This window comes from Massilia yuzhufengensis, assembly GCF_900112225.1.
GTDB lineage: Bacteria > Pseudomonadota > Gammaproteobacteria > Burkholderiales > Burkholderiaceae_D > Telluria > Telluria yuzhufengensis.
In genome coordinates this window covers 132,741-153,555 of the sequence record NZ_FOLD01000011.1, presented here as the reverse complement: position 1 = coordinate 153,555, position 20,815 = coordinate 132,741, and the positions used below count along the sequence as shown (strand labels likewise).

The window sequence follows — 20,815 nt, the reverse complement described above, 5'->3', positions numbered from 1 at the left end:
GTGCTGCTGGTAACCGACGCCAACGCGGCCTACCGGGCGTTCAGCCGGCGCCACGGCATCGCCCACCAGTACGTCAACCTGCGCGCCGGCGAGCGGGTGCGGCGCAGCAGCGAAGGCGCCATCCATGTCCAGAACGTGAATTCCTATCACCGCCGCCTGCGCGACTGGGTGGCGCGCTTCCACGGCGTCGCCTCGCGCTACCTGCCCAATTACCTGGGCTGGCGCAGGGCGCTCGACGGCCGGCGCGTCACGTCTGCCGAGCGATTGCTGCGCCTGGCAATCAAACCCATCCATAGCAAAGGGTGACAGCGCCTAACAAAAAGCCCTGCTCGCGGCAGGGCTTGATGGATGTTGCAGCCAAACGCGGCGTTTATTTCGACGCGGCGCGTTCGGCCAGCTTGCGCAACACAGCCGGCGAGACCGAATCGCGGCCGCGGCTCATCTGGAACAGGGCCCACAGGTCGCCGTCATTGCGCGCTGCGGCAGGCGCTTCGGCGCGGAACAGGCTGCGGATGAAGTCGATGGTATGGGACATGATGTTTTCCTTGGAAAAGCGTTCGTGATGGATACAGTATGCGCCCCTTAAGATAGAAATCAAATTGAGATCCATGATAATCGTCATTCACAAAACAACTATCCCTCAAGGCCCGTGCGTGCGCTTCCCGTGGCTGAACTGGTATCATGCGCGTTTCCCGGACCGTGGCCCCGACGCTGTCTGACAGCGCGCCCGTCGCTTACCCTACAGAACATCAAGAATGAACACACCAGCTAACCTGCCCTCCTTCTGGAGCCGGCTGTCGATCGCTTTCGGCAGCTTCTTCAAGTCCCTCGGCGACGCCGAATTCGCCGCGCGCGTGCGCGACGACCAGGTCGGCCCCGTGGCCGCACCGGCCCCTGCCCCGGCCCCGGCCCCGACCGCGGCGCCCACGCCTGCCCCGCTGCGCGCCCCCGCCGGCGAGTCGGCCCTGCAGCTCCTGAGCCTGTTCCAGCGCGAAGCACGCCTGATCGACTTTACCCAGGAAAACCTCAGCGCCTATTCCGACGCCGACATCGGCGCCGCCGCCCGCGTGGTGCATGAAGGCTGCGCGCGCGTGCTGCGCGAGCACTTCACGATCGAGCCGGTGCGTGCTGAATCGGAAGGCGCGCGCATCACGCTGGAAGAAGGTTTTGACGCCGCCAGCGTGCGTCTGACCGGCAATGTGGTCGGCCAGGCCCCGTTCAAGGGCAGCTTGAGCCACCGTGGCTGGCGCGCGACCAGGGTCCAGCTGCCGCAGCTGGCTGAAAAACACGACGCGCGCGTGCTGGCGCCGGCGGAGGTGGAGCTGTGAGCGACCCACGCTACGCGATCGGCATCGACCTCGGCACCACCCACAGCGCCCTGTCGTATGTGGACCTGCAGGGCAGCGACGGCGAAAAGACCCTCGATGGCGTGCTGCCCATACCGCAGCTCACCGCACCCGGCACGGTCGACGCGCTGCCGCTGCTGCCGTCCTTCCTCTACCTGCCGCACGCGGACGAACTGGCGCCGGGCGAACTGGCCCTGCCGTGGAGCGCCGAAGGTGAAGCCCTGGTTGCCGGCGAGATGGCGCGCAGCCGCGGCGCCACCACGCCGATCCGCCTGGTGTCCTCGGCCAAGAGCTGGCTGAGCCACCCGAGCGTGGACCGCCGCGCCGCCATCCTGCCGCACGACGCGCCGGACGAAGTCACGCGCGTGTCGCCGCTGGAAGCGTCCACCCGCTACCTGGCCCATCTGCGCCAGGCCTGGAACGCCGCCCACCCCGAGGCGCCGTTCGAGCAGCAGTCGGTCACCGTCACCATCCCGGCGTCCTTCGACCCGGGCGCGCGCGAACTCACCGCGGAAGCGGCGCGCAGCGCCGGCTTCACGCCCACCCTGCTGGAAGAGCCGCAGGCGGCCCTGTACAGCTGGATCCAGGGCAGCGGCGGCGCCTGGCGCAAGCAGGTCAAGGCCGGCGACATCGTGCTGGTGGTGGACGTGGGCGGCGGCACCAGCGACTTCTCGCTGATCGCCATCCTGGAGACCGACGGCAAGCTGGAACCGCACCGCGTGGCGGTGGGCGACCATATCCTGCTGGGCGGCGACAACATGGACCTGGCGCTGGCCCACCTGGTGGCGCGCAAACTCCAGGCGGGTAGCACCCAGCTCGACTCGTGGCAGATGCGCGCCCTCACCTACGGCTGCCGCAGCGCCAAGGAACACCTGCTGGCCGACCCGAATGCCACCACCTGGCCCATCGTGGTGCCCAGCCGCGGCTCGAAACTCATCGGCGGCTCGATCCGCACCGAACTCACGCGCGACGAAGTCACCGCCTTCATCACCGATGGCTTCTTCCCGCGCGTGGAAGCCAGCGCCCGCCCCGCCACCCGCACCCGCGCCGGCCTGACCCAGGTCGGCCTGCCGTATGCGCAGGATGCTGCGGTCACGCGTCACCTGGCGGCCTTCCTGGCGCGCCAGGCCGGCGCCACGGCGGAACTCGAAGGCTTCGGCGGCCGCGTCAATGCGGAGCACAGTTTCCTGCACCCGAGCGCGGTGCTGTTCAACGGCGGCGTATTCAAATCCAGCATCCTGTCGCAGCGCGTGATGGACACCATCAACGACTGGCTCTACATGGAAGGCGCCGAACCGGCGCGCATGCTGGAAGGCGCCGACCTGGACCTGGCGGTGGCGCGCGGCGCGGCCTATTTCAGCTACGCGCGGCGCGGCGGCGGCGTGCGCATCCGCGGCGGCACGGCCCGTTCCTACTACGTCGGCGTGGAATCCTCGATGCCGGCGATTCCCGGCATGGAGCCGCCGATCGAAGCGCTGTGCGTGGCGCCCTTCGGCATGGAAGAAGGCAGCGAACTCGAACTGCCGGGCCAGGAATTCGGCCTGGTGATCGGCGAGCCGGTGACCTTCCGCTTCTTCGGTTCCACCACCCGGCGCCAGGACCGCATCGGCGAGGTGCTGGAATACTGGGGCCCGGACGAGCTGCACGAGATGAACGAAATCCAGGCCACCCTGCCGGCCGAGGGCCGCGTGGCGGGCGAGGTCGTACAGGTGAAACTGCATGCGCTCGCAACCGACACCGGCACGCTGGAACTGGCGGCCGTGGCGCGCGACGGCCAGCGCTGGAAGATCGAGTTCGACGTCCGCGACGCCGCGCACTGATCCCGCAGTGAAGCACTACCTCGTCAGCATCGACCTGGGCACCACCAACACGGTGCTGGCCTATGCCGCTCCTGGGGCGGCGCAGGTCGAATTGCTGGCGATCGAACAGCTGGTGGCGCCCGGCGAAGTGGCCGGCGCGCCGCTGCTGCCCTCGATGCGCTACCACCCCGCCGACGGTGAACTGGCGCCCGGCGAACTGCAGCTGCCGTGGGCGGCGCCAGACCCGGCCGGGGTCGAGCGCGTGGCGCTTGGGCGCCTGGCACGGGTGCTCGGCGCCCAGGCGCCGGGCCGCCTGGTGGCCAGCGCCAAGAGCTGGCTGTCGCATGCGGGCGTGGACCGCATGGCGCCCATCCTGCCATGGGGACTGGACGCCGCCGACGTGCCGAAGGTGTCGCCGGTGGCGGCCAGCGCCAGCTATCTTGCCCACCTGCGCGCAGCCTGGAACGCGCGCTTCCCGGCTTCGCCGCTGGAGCGCCAGCAGATCGTCCTCACCGTTCCCGCGTCGTTCGACGAAGGCGCCCGCGCGCTCACCCTGGAAGCCGCGCGCATGGCCGGCCTGCCGGAGCTGCGCCTGCTGGAAGAACCCCAGGCCGCGCTGTACGACTGGCTGTACCGGCACCGCGCCACCTTGGCCGACGACCTGGCGCAAACCCGCCTGGTGCTGGTGGCCGACGTCGGCGGCGGCACCACCGACTTCAGCCTGGTCAGGGTGGAACTGGGCGAGGACGGCCAGCCGCTACTGACCCGCATCGGCGTGGGCAACCACCTGATCCTGGGCGGCGACAACATGGACCTGGCGCTGGCCCACCTGGCCGAAGCGCGCCTTGGCGGCCAGGATGGCCAGCGCCTGTCGGCCGGCCGCCTGGCCCAGCTCACCGAACGCTGCCGCGCGGCCAAGGAACAGCTGCTGGCGCCTGATGCGCCGGCACAGGTGAACGTGACGCTGCTGGGCTCCGGCGCGCGCCTGGTGGGCGCCAGCCGCTCGGCCGCCATCACGCGCGAGGACGTGCAGCGCATCGTCCTCGATGGTTTCCTGCCGCTGAACGAAGCGCAGGAAACGGCGAAACGCGCCCGCGCCGGCATCGTCGAATTCGGCCTGCCGTACGCCAGCGACCCGGCCATCACGCGCCACCTGGCCGGCTTCCTGCGCCAGCATGCGCAGGCCGCGCGCGACGCGCTCGGCATCGAGGACGACGGCGCGCTGCCGGTACCGGACACCCTGCTGCTCAACGGCGGCGTGTTCCGCGGCGAAGCGCTGGCGCAGCGCCTGGCCGATGTGCTGTCACACTGGCGCGGCGCGCCAATCACGGTGCTGCACAACGAGAACCCGGACGTCGCCGTGGCGCGTGGCGGGGTTGCCTATTCGCTGGCGCGGGCCGGCCAGGCGCCCGCCATCGAAAGCGGCTCCGCCCGCAACTACTACCTGCTGCTCGATGCCGAACAAAGCGGCGACACCCTGCGCGCGGTGTGCCTGCTGCCGCGCGGCGCGCCGGCCGGCGTCGAAGCGCGCCTGGTGGGGCGCAGCTTCGCCCTGCGCCTGGGGCGGCCGGTACGCTTCCACCTGGTGTCCTCCACCGCCGACCCGGGCGGCAGCCTGCCGCAGGCGGGCGACCTCGCCGACCTGCCGGCCGGCGACATCGTGCGCCTGCCGGCCATCTCCACGGTGCTGCGCAGTGCGCGCAGCACCGACATCCCGGTGCAGCTTGCCACGATGTTGTCCGAAGTGGGCACGCTGGAGGTGGCCTGCGTGGCGGAAGACGACGACAGCCAGCGCTGGCGCCTCGAATTCCAGCTGCGCGGCGAGGACGACGACGCGCCTGACGAAATCGCGCTGCCGGCCGAACTGGATGACGCCATCAAGCGCATCGACCGCATCTTCGGCAACCGTTCGCAGCAGGTCGACCCGCGCGAGGTGCGCCAGCTGCGCGCCGCGCTCGAACACCTGCTGGGCGCGCGCGAACGCTGGACCACGCCACTGCTGCGCCACCTGTTCGACGCCCTGCTGGCGCGCGCCAAGGGCCGACGCAGGTCAAGCGAGCACGAACGGGCGTGGCTGAACCTGGCCGGTTACTGCCTGCGCCCCGGCTTCGGTCATCCGCTCGACGAGTGGCGCATCGAACAGCTGTGGGCCATGTTCGAGACCGGCGTGCAGTACCACAAGGACAGCCAGGTGCGCGCCGAATGGTGGACCCTGTGGCGGCGCGTGGCAGGCGGGCTGTCGGTCGACGCGCAACTGCGCCTGCTCGACGACTTCGCCTTCAACCTGCAGGCCGACGCATCGGAGCGCGGCAGGCGGCCCATCACGCTGGTCGACGGCAGCGAAGACGACATGCTGCGCGTGGGCGCTTCGCTCGAACGCATCCCCTCTGCCTACAAGGCCGAGATCGGCGAATGGCTCGTCAAGCAGATCATGGACATGCCGGCCGGCGCGAAGATCGACGCACGCGCCGCGGCGCGCTATGCGCGCTACCTGTGGGCGCTGGGCCGCGTCGGCGCGCGCCAGTCCTTCCACGGCGCCGCGCACGAAGTCGCGCCGGCCGCGTCGGCAGAAGCCTGGCTTGGCCAGCTCCTCCAGCTCGACTGGAAGAAGATCGAACCGGCCGGCTTCGCCGCCGCCCATATCGCCCGCATGACGGGCGATCGCTCGCGCGACATCGGCCAGCCGGTGCGCGACGAGGTGCTGCGGCGCCTGTCCTCCACCGGCGCCCCACCGGCCTGGCCGGCCATGGTGCGCGACGTGGTCGAACTGGACCAGGTAGTGGAAGCCCGCATGCTGGGCGACGCCCTGCCTCCCGGGCTGAAACTGCTGCGCTGACCGCGCACTACCCCGCAGCTCAGCAGAATACGAAGTCCTCATTGCATTTCGGGACGGCGCGCAGCACCGCGCCGAAGACGTACCAGGCAAACCCGGCGACCGGCACCACCAGCAACCATAATGCAGACATGATCGACTCCTTTGGCAAGCTCATGTTTCGCACGGGTGTGCGAAATTAGGTGAAAAAAAGGGGCCGGCGTGAACCGGCCCGCTCCGGCAAAACTATTCCAGGTCGTTGAAACTCTTGTACGTCGAGATCAATCGGTTGAACGCTCGCTGCGCCCGCCGCGGCACCGTGCCATCGTGCAGGAAGCGGGCGTCGTGCATCACGCCGATGACCAGGCTGTAGATCTCGAACACCAGCTGCTCGGGTTCGGTATCCGGCCGCAGGTGCCCCACCTCCATCGCCTGCAGCACCGTCTTGCGCAGCGACGCCCGCCAGCGCACGACGCCTGCCTCGATCCGGTCGCGCAACTGGCCGGGGACGTCGTCGAACTCGAAGGCGCCGGCCGCGTACAGGCAGCCGCCGCGCTCGGTCTCGCTGCCGATCTTGCGCAGCCACAGGTTGACCTGCATGGTCAAGCGCGGCAACCCTTTGGCCGCCTGCAGCGAAGGCAGGAACACCTCGTCGGCAAAGCGGCGGTCGTATTCGTCCAGCACCGCGTCCTGGAGCGACTCGAGCGAGCCCACGCGCGAGAACACGCCGCTCTTGCTGATGCCGGTACGCTTGGACAGCTCGCCCAGCGATACCTTGCCGATCCCCTCGGCCGCGGCCATGCCGACCGCGGCGTCGAGGATCGTTGCGTAGGTGGCTTCGCTTTTGGCGGTGGTGTTCATGCCCTTACTTTAGCACAGGCGTGCGAAACAACAAGGACTATTTCGCAGGCCTGCCGGCTTACCAGAACTTGTAGCTGGCCGAGAGCGCAAACTGGCGGCCGAACAGGTTCTGGTCGTGGGCGTAGCCTTCCCAGCCGTTCGGGTCGTAGTAAGGCCGCTTGTCCAGCACGTTCTTCACGTTCAGTCCAACCGTCAGGTTCTTCAGCGGCTTCCAGCTCAAGCCCAGGTTCACCGTGGTGTACGAAGCCGCGCCCTCGCACAGGTTCTCCGGCATCCCGACCCCGGCCGCGGTGCAGTTGGCCGGCGTGTTGTCGGTGTCGTAGGGACCGTAGGCCCACTTGGTCTTGCCCGTGAAGTTCACGAACAGGCTGGTGGTGAAGTTGCGGTACACCCAGTCGGCGTTGAAGGTGGCGCGCAGCTTGGGCGAGCCGTAATAGCCGACGTAGTTGCCAGAGAAGCCGCTGCCGTCTTCGTCGTCGTAGGTCTCGCGGCGGCGGATGGTGGCCGCCACGATTCCCGATCTCCAGCACGTGGCCCCGGGCGCCCTGCGCGCGGCCTTGCGCGCCATCCCGCGCCTGTATGGCGTGACCGACGCCACGTCCGCCACCGGCATGCCGGACGGCGAGTACGCGCTGGGCACCCAGCGCGTGTTCAAGTGCGGCGGCTGCGTGCGCCTGGCGACAGGCTCGCTGGCCGGCAGCGTGCTGACCATGGACCAGGCGCTGCGCAATTTCGTCAGCCTGGGCCTGGACCTGGCGGACGCGTCGAACCGCCTGTCGCGCTACCCGGCCGACTACCTGGGCGAGGGCGAACGTGGACGGCTCGAGCCAGGGGCCTGGGCCGACATCGTGGTGCTGGACGAGACCCTGCACCCGGTCGCCGTATTCGCCGAAGGCGAAGCCATCGACCTACATTAAAAAGACCCATCCGGAGACACGATGAGCACCGAGAGCACCGAGAGCACCCAATCCACCGGCGCCATGCGCTACCTGTTGTTCATCGCCGGCATGGGCGGCCTGTTGTACGGCATCGACGTCGGCATCATCGCCGGCGCCCTGCCCTACCTGGAGTCCACCGCCACCGTGGCCTGGAAGCTGAGCAGCCAGCAGTTGTCCTTCATCGTCGCGGCGGTACTGCTCGGGTCGGTGTTGTCCTCCCTGTTCGCCGGCGCGCTGGCCGACGCCATCGGGCGCCGCTGGTGCATGGTGCTGGCCGGCGCCCTGTTCACCGCCAGCATTCCCGTGATTTCGCTGGCCGAAGGCTACACCCCGCTGCTGCTGGGCCGCCTGCTGCAGGGCATCAGCGGCGGCCTGATCGGCGTGGTGGTGCCGCTCTACCTGGCCGAGTCGCTGCCGGCCTCGCGCCGCGGGCGGGGCGCCGCGCTGTTCCAGCTGATGCTGACCATCGGCCTGGTGGGCGCCGCCGTCATCGGCCTGACGCAGGCGCAGAACGTGGACGCCGCCACCCAGGCCGCCGCCGCGCTGCCGCTGGCCGAGCGCGCCGCGGCCGTCTTCACGGCCCAGGACAGCGCCTGGCGCTCGATCTTCTGGATCTGCCTGGCGCCGGGCCTGGTGTTCACGCTCGGCAGCCTGGCGCTGAAGGAGTCGCCGCGCTGGCTGGCGCTGCGCGTCCACGGCAAGGGCGCGCTGCCTGACGCATCGATGCCAGCCGTGTCGCGCGAACCGCTGGCCAGCCGCCGCTACGTGCTGCCCTTCCTGCTGGCCTGCCTGGTGCTGGCGCTCACCCAGGCCACCGGCATCAACTCCATCCTCGCCTATGTGGTGACGATCCTGAACCAGGCCGGCCTGCCCGGCGCCACCGCCAACGCGGCCGACGTCGTGCTCAAGGTGCTCAATGCGGTCATGACCGTGGTGGCGGTGGCGCTGGTCGACCGCAAGGGGCGCAAGTTCCTGCTGATGCTGGGCAGCGGCACCATCGTGCTGGCCCTGCTGGCGGCCGGCCTGCTGTTCCGCAGTGCCGAGTCGGGCCAGCGCGACGTGCGCGCCGCCATCGAAGCCCAGGTGAGCGACGGCGCCCTGGCGCTGCGGCTCGATGAAGCCCAGCTGGCAACGCTCGGCGCCACCAGCGCCCTGCCGCAGCAGCTCACCGTGGCCTATGCCTATGGCCCCTTCACCAACGTGCAGTCGCGCCGCAGCGACGACCCGCTGCTGCAAGCCATGCAGCTGCGGCGCGAGGACGCGGTGCAGGACGACAGCGTGATCGGCGCTTTCATGCGGCGCTGGCACCTCAATCCTTTCGCCGATCCGGCGCAGGCACGTTCGGCGCCGCTCACGATCGAGCGCGCATGGCTCGGCAGCGTGCCGTCGGAAACCCATGGCTGGCAGGTGGCGCTGGCGATCAGCGTGTTCGTGGCCGGCTTCGCGGTGGGGCCCGGCGTGTGCGTGTGGCTGGCGCTGTCGGAACTGATGCCGACCCGGATCCGCTCCAACGGCATGAGCATCGCGCTGCTGGTGAACCAGTTCGTCTCGACCGTGATCGCGGCCGTGTTCCTGCCGACGGTGGGTTATTACGGCTACTCGACAATGTTCTTCTTCGGGGCGGGATTCACGGTGCTGTACTTCCTCACCGCGGCCTTCCTGCTGCCGGAAACGAAGAATAAGACGCTCGAAGAGATCGAGCAGCATTTTGTGGGAAGGGGCAATCGCGTGCAGCCGGGCTAGACCCGGGCACGGAGGAAATCCTGAGATGACGCGCGGGCTGGGGCCAGCCCGCGCGCTGCGCCCCGGTTCAGCGGCGGCCGAACCAGCCCAGGCGGGCGAAAACGGAAGAGAACAAGGTCGCCGGCGAGCGGGTTGGGATGCGTTTGCCAAACATGCCAGCGTAGTTGCAGCGCGAATTGATCGTCATTTCTTTTATCTCCGTAACATTACTTGGCACATTAACCACAGTGCAAATGCTGATCTGTGCGCTAGCTCGCATAGCGTGCATCTCATGCATTACGTGTCGCGCGCGCCACAACAGGATTGCGCCATATCATTCACGCAGCGAGCCGGCGCCTCTTCCTTTTGAAGGGGCGTGCCGGCCCTGCTGGGTTTTGTGCGGGTAACTCGACGACCAAGGAGGTAGGTGATGAGCTACGCAGACCGTGACAGGTATGGGATGTACAAACACAGCCGCGGCACCGGCCCCGGGCCGGCGCTGATGGGCGCGGAAACGCTGATCGGCGACAGTGTCGTCAATGCGGCCGAGGAAGACCTCGGTGACATCAAGGAAATCATGCTGGATATGCAGACCGGCCAGGTAGCCTATGCCGTGCTGGCCTTCGGCGGCTTCCTGGGCCTGGGCGAAAAGCTGTTCGCCGTGCCCTGGCAGGCGCTGCACCTGGACACCGTGAACAAGCGCATGGTGCTCGACGTGGAGAAGGAAAGGCTGAAAACCGCGCCGGGCTTCGCCAAGGATGCCTGGCCCGACATGAGCGATTTGAACTGGGCCAGCGGGATCCACAGCTTCTATGGCACCGACCCGCAGCGCGCCGGGGCGCCGACCATGGGGCCGGGATCGTCGACGCGTGCTGCAAGCTCGGCCAGCAGCGTGGGCGTGAGCGTGGGTTCCGGCAGCGTGCACGGCGATTCATACGGCGTCGGGGGCAGTGCCGATCCGCGCCCGGGCCATGAGGGTAGCGACAAGGATATCAGCCGTATCCGGGGCAGCAATATCGGCTAGTGGTGGTCCCGGCGCCGGCCGGGATCACCACTAACGAATCATCGATTCCCACACCTTTTGCAAGCGCTTCGCCGACACCGGCATCGGCGTGCGCAGCTCCTGCGCATACAGCGACACGCGCAGCTCCTCCAGCATCCAGCGGAACTCCACCATGCGCGGGTCGTTGTTCTTGCTCGCCAAATTCTTGAGCGTGCGCTGGAACTGGCTGGCGGCGCCCTGCCACTCGGCCATCAGCTGCGCATCGCGCGACGGATTGCCGCGCAGCTTTTCGAGGCGCACGTTGATCGCCTTCAGGTAGCGCGGGAAGTGCGACAGCTGGCTGTACTCGTTGTCGGCGATGAAGCGCTTGTGCACCAGGCCCTGGAGCTGGGCCTGGATGTCCGACGCCACCGGCGCCGGCAGGCCCTGGATGCGCTTGGGCATGCCGTGGAATTCCGCCAGCACCGAACCGACCAGCCGCGCGATCTCGTTGATCAAGAGGCCGATGCGGCCCTTGCCCTCGTCCTTGCGCTTGTCGAACGATGCGGCGCTGGTGGGCAGCGGGTCCTGCAGGCAGGCGATGTCGATCGCCTTGGCGATGATCTGGTCGCGCAGGTCTTCCTGCGAGCCCACGCTCATGAACTGCATGCCCATGTTCTGCAGGCCGGGGATGTTCTTCTCGGCGAACTTGAGCTGGTCCTTCAGCTGCAGCATGAACAGGCGGCGCAGGCCGATGCGGTGGGTGCGCGCGGCGACGTTGGGATCATCAAAGACTTCCAGGTCGCAGTGCGTGGTCTTGTCCACCAGGGCCGGGAAGCCGATCAGGGTCAGCTTGCCCTGGTTGATCTCCAGCAGTTCCGGCAGCTCGCCGAAGCTCCAGGTGGTCAAGCCCGTGTGCTGGCTGGCCCCTGCCGGCGCCGCCGGAGCGGCGGCAGGCTTGGCCGCCGGCGCTGCTCCTTTGCCCTTGCCTGCCACCGGCGCGGCCGGCGCAGGCGCCGCCTGCAGGCGCGCCGGCGCCGCGGCCGGCGTCGCTTCGGCCAGTTTCTGGAAGCTCTGGCGCGCCTGGCCACCCAACTCGGCCTGCAGGGTCGCCAGGTTGCGGCCCATGTCGAGCTGGCGCCCGTCCTCGTTGATGACCTTGAAGTTCATCGTCAGGTGCACCGGCAGGGTCTCGAGCTTGAAGTCGCCGGTGAGCACATTGACGCCGGTCTGCGTGCGCACGTCCTGGATCAGCACGTCGACCAGGTCGCCCCGCCCGAAGCTGCCGGCGCGGTCGATGCGCTCCACAAAGCGCGCCGCGTAATCCGGCAGCGGCACGCAGTGGCGGCGCAGCTTCTGCGGCAGCGATTTCAGCATCAGGTGCACCTTCTCCTTCAGCATGCCCGGCACCAGCCAGCCCGCGCGCTCCTGCGGAATCTGGTTCAGCGCGAACAACGGCACCGCCAGGGTGACGCCATCGCGCAGGCTGCCCGGCTCGAAGTGGTAAGACAGGCCCATCTCGATGCCGGTGACGTTCATCGCCTTCGGGAACAGCTCGGTGGTGACGCCCGCCGCTTCGTGCCGCATCAGCTCTTCGCGAATCAGGTAGAGCAGCTTCGGGTTCTCGCGCGCCGCGTCCTTGTACCACTTTTCGAAGCCGGCGCCGTTCACCACCGTCTGCGGGATCTCCTTGTCGTAGAAGGCGGCGATCAGCTGCTCGTCCACCAGCACGTCCAGGCGGCGCGACTTGTGCTCGAGGTTTTCGATCTCGCGCACCAGCTTGTGGTTGTGCGCAAAGAAGGGCGCACGGGTCTCGTAGTCGCCGGCCACCAGGGCGTCGCGGATGAAGATCTCGCGTGCTTCCACCGGATTGTACTGGCTGTAGTTGATGCGGCGGTTGTTGTAGATGACGATGCCGTACAGGGTCGCGCGCTCCAGCGCCGTCACCTGGGCCTGGCGCTTCTCCCAGCGCGGCTCGCCCCAGGATTTCTTGAGCAGGTGGCCGCCGATCTTCTCGATCCATTCGGGCTGGATCTGCGCGATGGTGCGCGCGTACAGGCGCGTGGTCTCCACCAGTTCGGCCGCCATGATCCAGCGGCCCGGCTTCTTGGCCAGGCAAGAACCCGGCCAGATATGGAACTTGATGCCGCGCGCGCCCAGGAACACCGGTTCGTCCTCGGCCTTGAAGCCGATATTGCCCAGCAGGCCGGTGAGCAGCGCCAGGTGCAGCTGGTCGTAGGTGGCAGGCAGCACGTTCAGGCGCCAGCCCTGCTCGCGCGCCACCGTCAGCAGTTGCGAATGCACGTCGCGCCACTCGCGCAGGCGCAGCTGCGACAGGAAGTTGGCGCGGCAGTTTTCCTGCAGCTGGCGGTTGGTCTTCTTGTGCTCGATCGCGTCCTCGAACCAGGCCCAGATCTTGAGGTAGCTGAGGAACTCGGATTTCTCATCCGCGAACTTCTTGTGCTTCTCGTCGGCCTGCTGCTGGTACTCGATCGGGCGGTCGCGCGGGTCCTGGGTCGACAAGGCCGATGCCACGACCAGCATCTCGGTGAGGCAGTCGTTGTCCACGGCCGCCAGGATCATGCGGCCCACGCGCGGGTCGAGCGGCAGCTTGGCCAGCTTGCGGCCCAGCGGGGTCAGGTCGTTGGCATCATCGACCGCGCCGACTTCCTGCAGCAGCTGGTAGCCGTCGGCGATCGCGCGGCCCTGCGGGGGCTCGATGAAGGGGAAGGTCTCGACGTCGGCCAGGTGCAGCGACTTCATGCGCAGGATGACCGAGGCCAGCGACGAGCGCAGGATTTCCGGGTCGGCGAATTTCGGGCGCTTGTTGAAATCGTCCTCTTCGTAGAGGCGGATGCAGACGCCGTCGGCCACGCGGCCGCAACGGCCGGCGCGCTGGTTGGCCGACGACTGCGCCACCGGTTCCACCTGCAGCTGCTCGACCTTGTTGCGGAAGCTGTAGCGCTTCACGCGCGCCAGGCCCGTATCGACCACGTAGCGGATGCCCGGCACCGTCAGCGAAGTCTCGGCCACGTTGGTGGACAGCACCACGCGGCGCGCATTGGTGGTCTTGAAGACGCGGTCCTGCTCTTCCACCGACAGGCGGGCGAACAGCGGCAGGATTTCGACATGCGGCGGATGGTGCTTGCGCAGCGCTTCGGCGCAGTCGCGGATTTCGCGCTCGCCCGGCAGGAACACCAGCACGTCGCCCGATCCGATGCGGCACAGCTCATCGACCGCGTCGACCACCGCTTCCATCAGGTCGCGCTTGTCGCGCGCAGCCTGGGCCTTCGGTGGCGGGTCGCCGGGTTTTGCGTTGGTGGCGGTGACCGGGTCGCGGTCCACCGGGCGGTAGCGCACCTCCACCTTGTACAGGCGGCCGGATACCTCGATCACCGGCGCCGGTTTGCCCGGCGTGCCGAAGTGGCGCGAGAAGCGGTCGGCGTCGATGGTGGCCGAGGTGATGATGATTTTTAAATCCGGCCGGCGCGGCAACAGCTGCTTCAGGTAGCCGAGCAGGAAATCGATGTTCAGGCTGCGTTCGTGCGCCTCATCGATGATGATGGTGTCGTAGTTGCGCAGCAGCGGGTCGGTCTGCGTTTCGGCCAGCAGGATACCGTCGGTCATCAGCTTGACCGAGGCGCCGCGCGTGAGCGTGTCGTTGAAGCGCACCTTGAAGCCCACATGCTCGCCCAGCGGCGAACCGAGTTCCTGCGCGATGCGCTTGGCCGTGCTCGACGCCGCGATACGGCGCGGCTGCGTATGGCCGATCAGGCCCTTGGTGCCGCGGCCCAGCTCCAGGCAGATCTTGGGGAGCTGGGTGGTTTTGCCGGAACCGGTTTCGCCAGAGACGATCACCACCTGGTTCTCGGCAATCGCCTTGGCGATTTCCGCGCGGCGACCGGAGACCGGCAGGTCTTCGGGGAAGGTGATCGGCGGGAGCGGGTTGCGGAAGGGCAGATCGCGTCCTTCTTTCGGCGGCGCGTCGTTGCGCGGCCGGCGTTCGCCCGGCGCGCGCGGCTCTCCCTCCGGGCGCGGCTTGCGCGGGCCGGGGGCGGGTGTGGTCGGGGAAGCGCTGCGCGCCGCGCGTGGCGCAGGCTTGTTACTCTGTTCAGACATCAGTTTTTTCAAGGTATTTGGTGCGCACAACGCGCAGCGAATTATAATGCGGCAAATGGAAAATCCTACCCAATTCGTCCAGTGGCTGCGCTCCGTCGCGCCTTACATCCATATCTTCGGCGGCAAGACCTTCGTGGTCGCGTTTCCGGGTGAACTGGTGGCCTCGGGCGCGCTGCCAGTGCTGGCCCAGGACTTGTCGCTGCTGGTCGCCCTCGGCATCCGCGTCGTACTGGTGCACGGCTCGCGTCCGCAGGTCGCCGAGCAGCTGGCCCTGCGTAACGTCGAAGGCCGTTTCCATAACGGTGTCCGGATTACCGATACCGCCGCGCTGGAATGCGCGAAGGAAGCCGCCGGCGAACTGCGCCTGGACATCGAAGCGGCCTTCAGCCAGGGCCTGCCGAACACCCCGATGTCGCATGCCCAGATCAGCATCGTGTCGGGCAACTTCGTCGTCGCGCGCCCGCTCGGCGTGATCGACGGCGTCGATTTCGAACTGACCGGCGTGACGCGCAAGATCGGCGCCGAGAAGATCCACCCGATCCTCAAGACCGAAGACAACCTGGTGCTGCTGTCGCCGCTGGGCTTCTCGCCGACCGGCGAGATCTTCAACCTGACCATGGAAGACGTGGCCGCATCGGCCGCCATCGCCCTGCACGCCGACAAGCTCATTTTCATCACCGAGACCCCGATGATGATCGACGGCGCCGGCGCCGAAATCCGCGAACTGTCCTCGCACCAGGCCGAAGCGGTGCTGCAGGCCGGATTCCTGCCGGCCGACGCCGCGTTCTACCTGCAGCACGCCATCAAGGCCTGCAACGCCGGCGTCGACCGCGCGCACATCGTTCCCTTCGAGATGGACGGCTCGGCCCTGCTCGAACTGTTCACCCACGACGGCGTGGGCACCATGATCAGCCATGAGAACCTCGAAAGCCTGCGCCAGGCCACAATTGAGGACGTCGGCGGGATTATCAAGCTGATCGAGCCGCTGGAAGCCGACGGCACCCTGGTGTATCGCGGCCGCGAGCTGATCGAACGCGAAATCGACCAGTTCTCGGTCATCGACCACGACGGCGTGATCTTCGGCTGCGCCGCGCTGTATCCGTTCCCGGAGGCGAAAATGGGCGAGATGGCCTGCCTGACGGTAAGCCAGGAAGCGCAGACCCAGGGCGACGGCGAACGCATCCTCAAGCACATGGAAAACCGGGCGCGCGCCGCCGGGCTCACCAAGCTGTTCGTGCTGACCACGCGTACTTCGCACTGGTTCAAGAAGCGCGGCTTCGTGCCGGCCTCGGTCGACGACCTGCCCAAGGACCGCCAGCATATGTATAACTGGCAGCGCCGGTCACAGGTTTTGATCAAGACTTTATAATGTCGGTTTTACACCGCACCGCTTTTAGGAGTACAGAATGGCCCGCACCGTCCAATGCATCAAACTGAACAAGGAAGCCGAAGGACTGGACTTCCCGCCGGTACCAGGCGAAATGGGCAAGAAGCTCTACCTGTCGGTATCGAAAGAAGCCTGGCAGGCCTGGCTCAAGCACCAGACCATGCTGATCAACGAGAATCGCCTGAACCTGGCCGATGACCGCGCGCGCAAGTATCTGGCGACACAGATGGAGAAGCATTTCTTCGGCGACGGCGCCGATGCGGCGGTGGGGTATGTGCCGCCGACGGCGTAATTCGCTACCACCAGCTTAAGAACCGTCGCTCCGGCGAAGGCCGGAGCCCAAGTCCGCAGCGTGCCACTACCCTCAAACGTGGTGGCAGGCGGCGAGATGAGGTACCGGCCTTCGCCGGTACGACGGGTCGGGCAAGCTACATCTTCACGCACTGACGCAATTCACACCGCGCCGTGAACACCTTGCCGCGCAGCGCCCCATCCTCGCAGCGCATCCGGTACACCTCCACCGGCCCCGCTTCCGTCACCAGCCCGGCCCCCTGCCCACCAAGGCAGCCCTGCCCCTTGGCCATCTTCTCGACCGTCGCCGACGACACGCCGGTGCGGAAAGGCACGCGTTCGATCGGCGTGCCGTTCGCATCGAGCAGCGCCGGCGCCGCCGGTTTCACGACAGCCACGGGCGCACGCGCTGGTTCCAGCTTGGTCTTGAACAGCGTGCAGCCGCCCAACAGGACGGCAACCAGCACCAGCGCGTGCTTCATCGGGCGGTCCTCGCTTAGAAAGTCAGGGTCTTGACGCCGTCGCCGGTGCCCAGCAGGCACACATTGGCGCCGGCCTTGGCGAACAGGCCGACGGCAATCACGCCCACCATCTGGTTGATCTGCTCTTCCAGCGCCACCGGGTCGGTAATCGACAGGCCGACCACGTCGATGATCTCGCCGCCATTATCGGTAATGAAGGCTTCCTCGCTGCCTGCCTTGGTGCGCAGGCGCGGCTGGCCGCCCAGCGTTGCCAGCTGGCGCATCACGGAGGCGCGCGCCATCGGGATCACTTCCACCGGCAGCGGGAATTTACCCAGCGTGTCGACCAGCTTCGAGCCGTCGGCGATGCACACGAATTTCTTGGCCACCGAGGCCACGATCTTCTCGCGCGTCAGGGCGGCGCCGCCGCCCTTGATCATGGCGCCGCTGGCGGTGATCTCGTCGGCGCCGTCGATGTAGACCGCCATCGACGTCACGTCGTTCAGGTCGAACACCGGGATGCCATGGCCGCGCAGGCGGGCGGCGGTCGCTTCGCTCGATGCGACGGTGCCCTTGATGCGGTCCTTGATCTTGGCCAGTTCGTCGATGAAGAAGTTGGCCGTCGAGCCGGTGCCGACGCCGATGATCTCGCCGTCCACCACGTGATCGATCGCGGCGCGGGCCACGGCTTGCTTGAGTTCGTCCTGGGTCATGATGCTTTGAAAATAGGGAAAGGAAGCCGCCATTTTAGCGGATTGCACCGTTCAACCCTCAAAAACGTCGCTTCATCCACCTGATCCGCCAGTCGATGCATCATGCATTGCCAAGTTGGCGTCCAGACAGCAAACTGGGTTTTTTTGCTGGCTCAACCATACTGGACGATGAAGATCTTTACCAAAAAACGCCTGGCCATCGCGGCCGTAGTAATCGTGGCCGGTGGCGCCGCCGCCTTCTGGCTGGCGCCGAAGGGGGAGCCAAAGCTGCCGCCACTGAAATACCGCTACGCCGCGGTCGATGTCGGCACCATCAACCAGACCGTCACCGCCACCGGCACCATCAACCCGGTGGCGCTGGTGAACGTGGGCTCGCAGGTGTCGGGCACCGTGGTCGAACTGAACGTGGACTTCAACGACCGCGTGAAAAAGGGCCAGGTGCTGCTCAAGCTCGACCCGACCATCTTCAATGCCCAGGTCAAGCAGGCGCAAGCCAGCCGGGCGTCCGCCCTGGCCAACCTGAAGCTGGCCGAGGCCAATTTCGAGCGCAACGGGCAGCTGGTGACGCGCAGCTTCGTCTCCAGCGTGGCGCTGGACCAGTCGCGCCGCGAGGTGGACGTGGCCAAGGCCAATTTGCAGCTGGCGCAGGCACAGCTCGAGCGCGCCCAGGCGGACTTCAACAACAGCGTGATCCGCGCGCCGATCGACGGCGTGATCATCAAGCGGACCATCGACCTGGGCCAGACGGTGGCGGCCTCGTTCACCACCCCGAACCTGTTCCAGATCGCGCGCGACCTGACCAAGATGCAGATCGACACCAGCGTGTCGGAAGCCGACGTCGGCGCCCTGAAGAACGGCCTGCCGGCGCGCTTCGTGGTCGACGCCTACCCGGAGCGCGAATTCCACGCCACCATGCGCCAGTTCCGCCTGGCCGCCAATGTGGTCCAGAACGTGGTCACCTACAACGTCGTGCTCGACGTCGACAACAAGGATGAACTGCTCAAACCCGGCATGACCGCGCAGGTGCGCCTGGTCGTGGCCAACCGCGCCAATGTGATGCGCATCCCGACCACGGCCCTGCGTTTCACCCTGCCGGAAGAAGAGCAGGAAAAGCGCAAGAAGGCGAAGGAAAAGGCCGACAAGGGCAAGGTGCAGCAGGCCGCCTACACCCCGCCGCCGGAAGACGACCTGGCATTCCGCTCGGCCGACGAAACCGCCCGCCTGTTCAAGGTCTACCGCCTTGACGCGAAGAACGAGCCGCAGCCGGTCGATATCCGCGCCGGCCTGTCGAACTTCCGGTATACCGAAGTGCTGTCCGGCGGCCTGAAGGCGGGCGACCGCATCGTCACCCGTACGCTGGCCCAGCCGCAAGAAGGTCTGTGACCGATGAACGCATCCAGCACGGCGCTGATCGATATCCGTGGCGTCACCAAGACCTATACCAGCGGCAGCGTCGACACCCAGGTACTGCACGGGATCGACCTGCAGGTGGCGCGCGGCGACTTCGTGTCGATCATGGGCCAGTCCGGCTCGGGCAAGTCGACCCTGATGAACATCCTCGGCTGCCTCGACCAGGCCACCGGCGGCAGCTATGTGCTCGACGGCGTCGACACGCGCTCGCTGTCGCGCGCCCAGCTGGCCGACATCCGCAACCGCAGCATCGGCTTCGTGTTCCAGAGCTTTAACCTGATCAAGCGCATGAGCGTGGCCGAGAACGTCGCGCTGCCGCTGATCTATGCGGGCGTGAGCCGCGGCAAGGCGCAAGCACGCGCGCTGGAGGAACTCTCGCGCGTCGGCCTGGACGGCCTGGCCAAGCGCACCCCCAGCCAGCTGTCCGGCGGCCAGCAGCAGCGCGTGGCGATCGCACGGGCCCTGGCCACCGATCCGCCGATGCTGCTGGCCGACGAACCGACCGGCAACCTCGACACCCACACCAGCGACGACATCATGGCCAGCTTCCGCCAGCTCAATCAGGAGCGCGGCATCACCATCGTGCTGGTCACCCACGAAGCCGACGTCGCGGCCTACAGCCGCCGCCTGGTGCGCCTGAAGGATGGCCGGGTACTGTACGACGGGCCCTCCAGCGAAGGCTTGCGCCAGCTGAACGCCGGCGCGCATCCCGACCCGGCGGAGGTGACGGCATGAACTTCATCCAGATCCTGATCGAGTCCTTCCGCTCGATGGCGGCCAACCGCCTGCGTACCGCCCTGACCATGCTTGGCATCGTCATCGGCATTGCCTCGGTGGTGCTGCTGCTGGCCATCGGCGACAGCATGCAGCGCTTCATCGGCAAGGAACTGCAGGCGCTCGGCACCAACATGCTCTACGTGTTCCCGGGCGGCGACCGCACCTCGGAGCGCCGCGCGCGCGCCGGCGCAATCCAGTCGATCACCATGGCCGATGCGGAAGCGCTGAACCGGCTGCCAAGCCTGATCGGCGCCGCACCCGCGCTGCAGGGCAGCTTCAAGCTCAGCGCCGGCAACGAAACCGCGAACAGCACCGTGCATGGCGTCACCCCGGCCATGTTCAAGATCCGTAACTGGAAGCTCGACCAGGGCAACAGCTTCAGCGAGGCCGACGTGCGCTCGTCGGCGCGCATGGTGGTGATCGGGCAGAAGGTGGCGGACCAGTTCTTCTACAAGACCGATCCCCTGGGCCGCTACATCCGCATCGAGAATGTCGCCTTCCAGGTGATCGGCGTGCTGGCCGGCGAAGGCAAGCAGATCGACGGCGCGAATATCGCCGACATGGTGCTGGTGCCGATCACGGCGGCCAGCGCGAACCTGATCCGCACGCCCTTCCCCCAGAACGCCCACTACATCGCGGCGCAGGGCAAGCCCGACCTGTCGCTCGACGAAGCGGTGGAGGACATGAAGGAACTGCTGCGCGGACGCCACCGCATCCGTCCCGACGATCCGGACGACTTCCGGGTCGAGAACATCGCCTCGTTCGCGGAGACCGCCAACAAGATCAGTGCCGGCGTCGCCCTGCTGCTCGGCCTGATCGGCGCGATCTCGCTGCTGGTGGGCGGCATCGGCATCATGAACATCATGCTGGTGTCGGTCACCGAGCGCACCCGCGAAATCGGCATCCGCATGGCGATCGGCGCCCGGCCGGGCCACATCCTGATGCAGTTCCTGGCCGAATCGGTCGTCATCTGCATCGCCGGCGGCCTGGTGGGCGTGGCGATCGCCATGGCCGGCGCGGCCGCCATCACGTCCACCGGCCAGTTCGACGTGGCGCTGAGCTTCCAGGGCGTGGTCGTGGCCTGCGGCTTCTCCACCGCGGTCGGCGTGTTCTTTGGCTTCTATCCGGCGCGCCGCGCTTCGCGCCTGCTGCCGGTGGATTGCCTGCGCTATGAGTGAGGCGGCGCGCTTCCGGCGT

17 protein-coding genes and 1 pseudogene are annotated in these 20,815 nt (G+C 67.4%); 12 read left to right on the top strand and 6 right to left on the bottom strand.

Features of this window, described 5'->3' with window-relative positions:
- A partial coding sequence (locus BM031_RS11850; protein WP_143084569.1) for a transposase occupies positions 1–306 on the top strand: 306 nt, incomplete at its 5' end.
- A gap of 64 nt (positions 307–370) precedes the next feature.
- Here BM031_RS11850 and BM031_RS25520 read toward each other — a convergent pair.
- The gene (locus BM031_RS25520; RefSeq protein WP_177207733.1) at positions 371–535 is read right to left on the bottom strand and encodes a hypothetical protein; all 165 of its coding nucleotides are present in this window, start codon (positions 533–535) and stop codon (positions 371–373) included.
- A gap of 220 nt (positions 536–755) precedes the next feature.
- Between BM031_RS25520 and BM031_RS11845 the strand changes: the two genes are divergently transcribed.
- The 3 genes from BM031_RS11845 to BM031_RS11835 are packed head-to-tail and all read left to right on the top strand — an operon-like array spanning position 756 to position 5,981.
- Positions 756–1,328: a DUF2760 domain-containing protein gene (locus tag BM031_RS11845; protein ID WP_091874768.1), complete on the top strand. Its 573-nt coding sequence runs from the start codon at positions 756–758 to the stop codon at positions 1,326–1,328.
- Positions 1,325–3,166: an Hsp70 family protein gene (locus BM031_RS11840; RefSeq protein ID WP_091874767.1), complete on the top strand. Its 1,842-nt coding sequence runs from the start codon at positions 1,325–1,327 to the stop codon at positions 3,164–3,166. Before BM031_RS11845 ends, BM031_RS11840 begins: the two co-directional genes overlap by 4 nt.
- 7 nt (positions 3,167–3,173) lie before the next feature.
- On the top strand, positions 3,174–5,981 hold the full coding sequence (locus tag BM031_RS11835) for an Hsp70 family protein (protein WP_177207732.1): 2,808 nt from the start codon (positions 3,174–3,176) through the stop codon (positions 5,979–5,981).
- A 222-nt stretch (positions 5,982–6,203) separates the two neighbouring features.
- Here BM031_RS11835 and BM031_RS11830 read toward each other — a convergent pair whose 3' ends face one another.
- Entirely contained in the window at positions 6,204–6,818 is a 615-nt protein-coding gene (locus BM031_RS11830) for a TetR/AcrR family transcriptional regulator (RefSeq protein ID WP_091874765.1), read from the bottom strand.
- Positions 6,819–6,876: 58 nt separating this feature from the next.
- Complete coding sequence (locus BM031_RS11825; protein WP_370660049.1) at positions 6,877–7,386, bottom strand: TonB-dependent receptor domain-containing protein; 510 nt, start codon at positions 7,384–7,386, stop codon at positions 6,877–6,879.
- Between BM031_RS11825 and BM031_RS11820 the strand changes: the two are divergent.
- From BM031_RS11820 to BM031_RS11810, 3 genes and pseudogenes are all read left to right on the top strand, one after another.
- Positions 7,322–7,735: pseudogene (locus BM031_RS11820) on the top strand (N-acetylglucosamine-6-phosphate deacetylase); the annotation flags it as partial. The gene BM031_RS11825 and the pseudogene BM031_RS11820 overlap by 65 nt on opposite strands.
- A gap of 21 nt (positions 7,736–7,756) precedes the next feature.
- The gene (locus BM031_RS11815) at positions 7,757–9,499 is read left to right on the top strand and encodes an MFS transporter (protein ID WP_229408818.1); all 1,743 of its coding nucleotides are present in this window, start codon (positions 7,757–7,759) and stop codon (positions 9,497–9,499) included.
- A 409-nt stretch (positions 9,500–9,908) separates the two neighbouring features.
- Positions 9,909–10,502, top strand: a complete 594-nt coding sequence (locus BM031_RS11810; protein ID WP_091874764.1) for a PRC-barrel domain-containing protein — start codon at positions 9,909–9,911, stop codon at positions 10,500–10,502.
- 30 nt (positions 10,503–10,532) lie between these two features.
- Here BM031_RS11810 and hrpA read toward each other — a convergent pair whose 3' ends face one another.
- Positions 10,533–14,579: an ATP-dependent RNA helicase HrpA gene (gene hrpA, locus BM031_RS11805; RefSeq protein ID WP_091874763.1), complete on the bottom strand. Its 4,047-nt coding sequence runs from the start codon at positions 14,577–14,579 to the stop codon at positions 10,533–10,535.
- A 55-nt stretch (positions 14,580–14,634) separates the two neighbouring features.
- On the opposite strand from hrpA, the gene argA reads away from it, so the two are divergent.
- Together argA and BM031_RS11795 are read left to right on the top strand one after the other, a co-directional pair.
- On the top strand, positions 14,635–15,948 hold the full coding sequence (gene argA, locus BM031_RS11800) for an amino-acid N-acetyltransferase (protein WP_091874762.1): 1,314 nt from the start codon (positions 14,635–14,637) through the stop codon (positions 15,946–15,948).
- A gap of 37 nt (positions 15,949–15,985) precedes the next feature.
- Positions 15,986–16,258, top strand: a complete 273-nt coding sequence (locus BM031_RS11795; RefSeq protein ID WP_091874761.1) for an oxidative damage protection protein — start codon at positions 15,986–15,988, stop codon at positions 16,256–16,258.
- A gap of 136 nt (positions 16,259–16,394) precedes the next feature.
- Here BM031_RS11795 and BM031_RS11790 read toward each other — a convergent pair whose 3' ends face one another.
- Together BM031_RS11790 and rpiA are read right to left on the bottom strand one after the other, a co-directional pair.
- Positions 16,395–16,739, bottom strand: coding sequence for a hypothetical protein (locus BM031_RS11790; RefSeq protein WP_091874760.1), 345 nt, complete (start codon positions 16,737–16,739; stop codon positions 16,395–16,397).
- Between the two features lie 14 nt (positions 16,740–16,753).
- The gene (gene rpiA, locus BM031_RS11785) at positions 16,754–17,431 is read right to left on the bottom strand and encodes a ribose-5-phosphate isomerase RpiA (RefSeq protein WP_091874759.1); all 678 of its coding nucleotides are present in this window, start codon (positions 17,429–17,431) and stop codon (positions 16,754–16,756) included.
- Positions 17,432–17,599: 168 nt separating this feature from the next.
- On the opposite strand from rpiA, the gene BM031_RS11780 reads away from it, so the two are divergent.
- Genes BM031_RS11780 through BM031_RS11770 form a run of 3 tightly spaced genes read left to right on the top strand, consistent with a single transcriptional unit; the run spans position 17,600 to position 20,796 of the window.
- Entirely contained in the window at positions 17,600–18,814 is a 1,215-nt protein-coding gene (locus BM031_RS11780; RefSeq protein ID WP_091874758.1) for an efflux RND transporter periplasmic adaptor subunit, read from the top strand.
- A 3-nt stretch (positions 18,815–18,817) separates the two neighbouring features.
- Positions 18,818–19,576 carry an ABC transporter ATP-binding protein gene (locus BM031_RS11775; RefSeq protein WP_091874757.1) on the top strand — a complete coding sequence of 253 codons (759 nt, stop codon included), beginning with the start codon at positions 18,818–18,820 and terminating at the stop codon, positions 19,574–19,576.
- On the top strand, positions 19,573–20,796 hold the full coding sequence (locus BM031_RS11770) for an ABC transporter permease (protein ID WP_229408816.1): 1,224 nt from the start codon (positions 19,573–19,575) through the stop codon (positions 20,794–20,796). The genes BM031_RS11775 and BM031_RS11770 overlap by 4 nt, the downstream gene beginning before the upstream one ends.
- The last annotated feature ends 19 nt before the right edge of the window (positions 20,797–20,815 follow it).

Excerpts from the sequence above, each read along its gene's own strand:
- BM031_RS25520 (WP_177207733.1), bottom strand. The coding sequence starts at position 535 with ATGTCCCATACCATCGACTTCATCCGCAGCCTGTTCCGCGCCGAAGCG.
- BM031_RS11845 (WP_091874768.1), top strand. The coding sequence starts at position 756 with ATGAACACACCAGCTAACCTGCCCTCCTTCTGGAGCCGGCTGTCGATC.
- BM031_RS11830 (WP_091874765.1), bottom strand. The coding sequence starts at position 6,818 with ATGAACACCACCGCCAAAAGCGAAGCCACCTACGCAACGATCCTCGAC.
- BM031_RS11825 (WP_370660049.1), bottom strand. The coding sequence starts at position 7,386 with ATGGCGCGCAAGGCCGCGCGCAGGGCGCCCGGGGCCACGTGCTGGAGA.
- BM031_RS11815 (WP_229408818.1), top strand. The coding sequence starts at position 7,757 with ATGAGCACCGAGAGCACCGAGAGCACCCAATCCACCGGCGCCATGCGC.
- BM031_RS11810 (WP_091874764.1), top strand. The coding sequence starts at position 9,909 with ATGAGCTACGCAGACCGTGACAGGTATGGGATGTACAAACACAGCCGC.
- hrpA (WP_091874763.1), bottom strand. The coding sequence starts at position 14,579 with ATGTCTGAACAGAGTAACAAGCCTGCGCCACGCGCGGCGCGCAGCGCT.
- argA (WP_091874762.1), top strand. The coding sequence starts at position 14,635 with ATGGAAAATCCTACCCAATTCGTCCAGTGGCTGCGCTCCGTCGCGCCT.
- BM031_RS11795 (WP_091874761.1), top strand. The coding sequence starts at position 15,986 with ATGGCCCGCACCGTCCAATGCATCAAACTGAACAAGGAAGCCGAAGGA.
- BM031_RS11790 (WP_091874760.1), bottom strand. The coding sequence starts at position 16,739 with ATGAAGCACGCGCTGGTGCTGGTTGCCGTCCTGTTGGGCGGCTGCACG.
- rpiA (WP_091874759.1), bottom strand. The coding sequence starts at position 17,431 with ATGACCCAGGACGAACTCAAGCAAGCCGTGGCCCGCGCCGCGATCGAT.
- BM031_RS11780 (WP_091874758.1), top strand. The coding sequence starts at position 17,600 with ATGAAGATCTTTACCAAAAAACGCCTGGCCATCGCGGCCGTAGTAATC.
- BM031_RS11775 (WP_091874757.1), top strand. The coding sequence starts at position 18,818 with ATGAACGCATCCAGCACGGCGCTGATCGATATCCGTGGCGTCACCAAG.
- BM031_RS11770 (WP_229408816.1), top strand. The coding sequence starts at position 19,573 with ATGAACTTCATCCAGATCCTGATCGAGTCCTTCCGCTCGATGGCGGCC.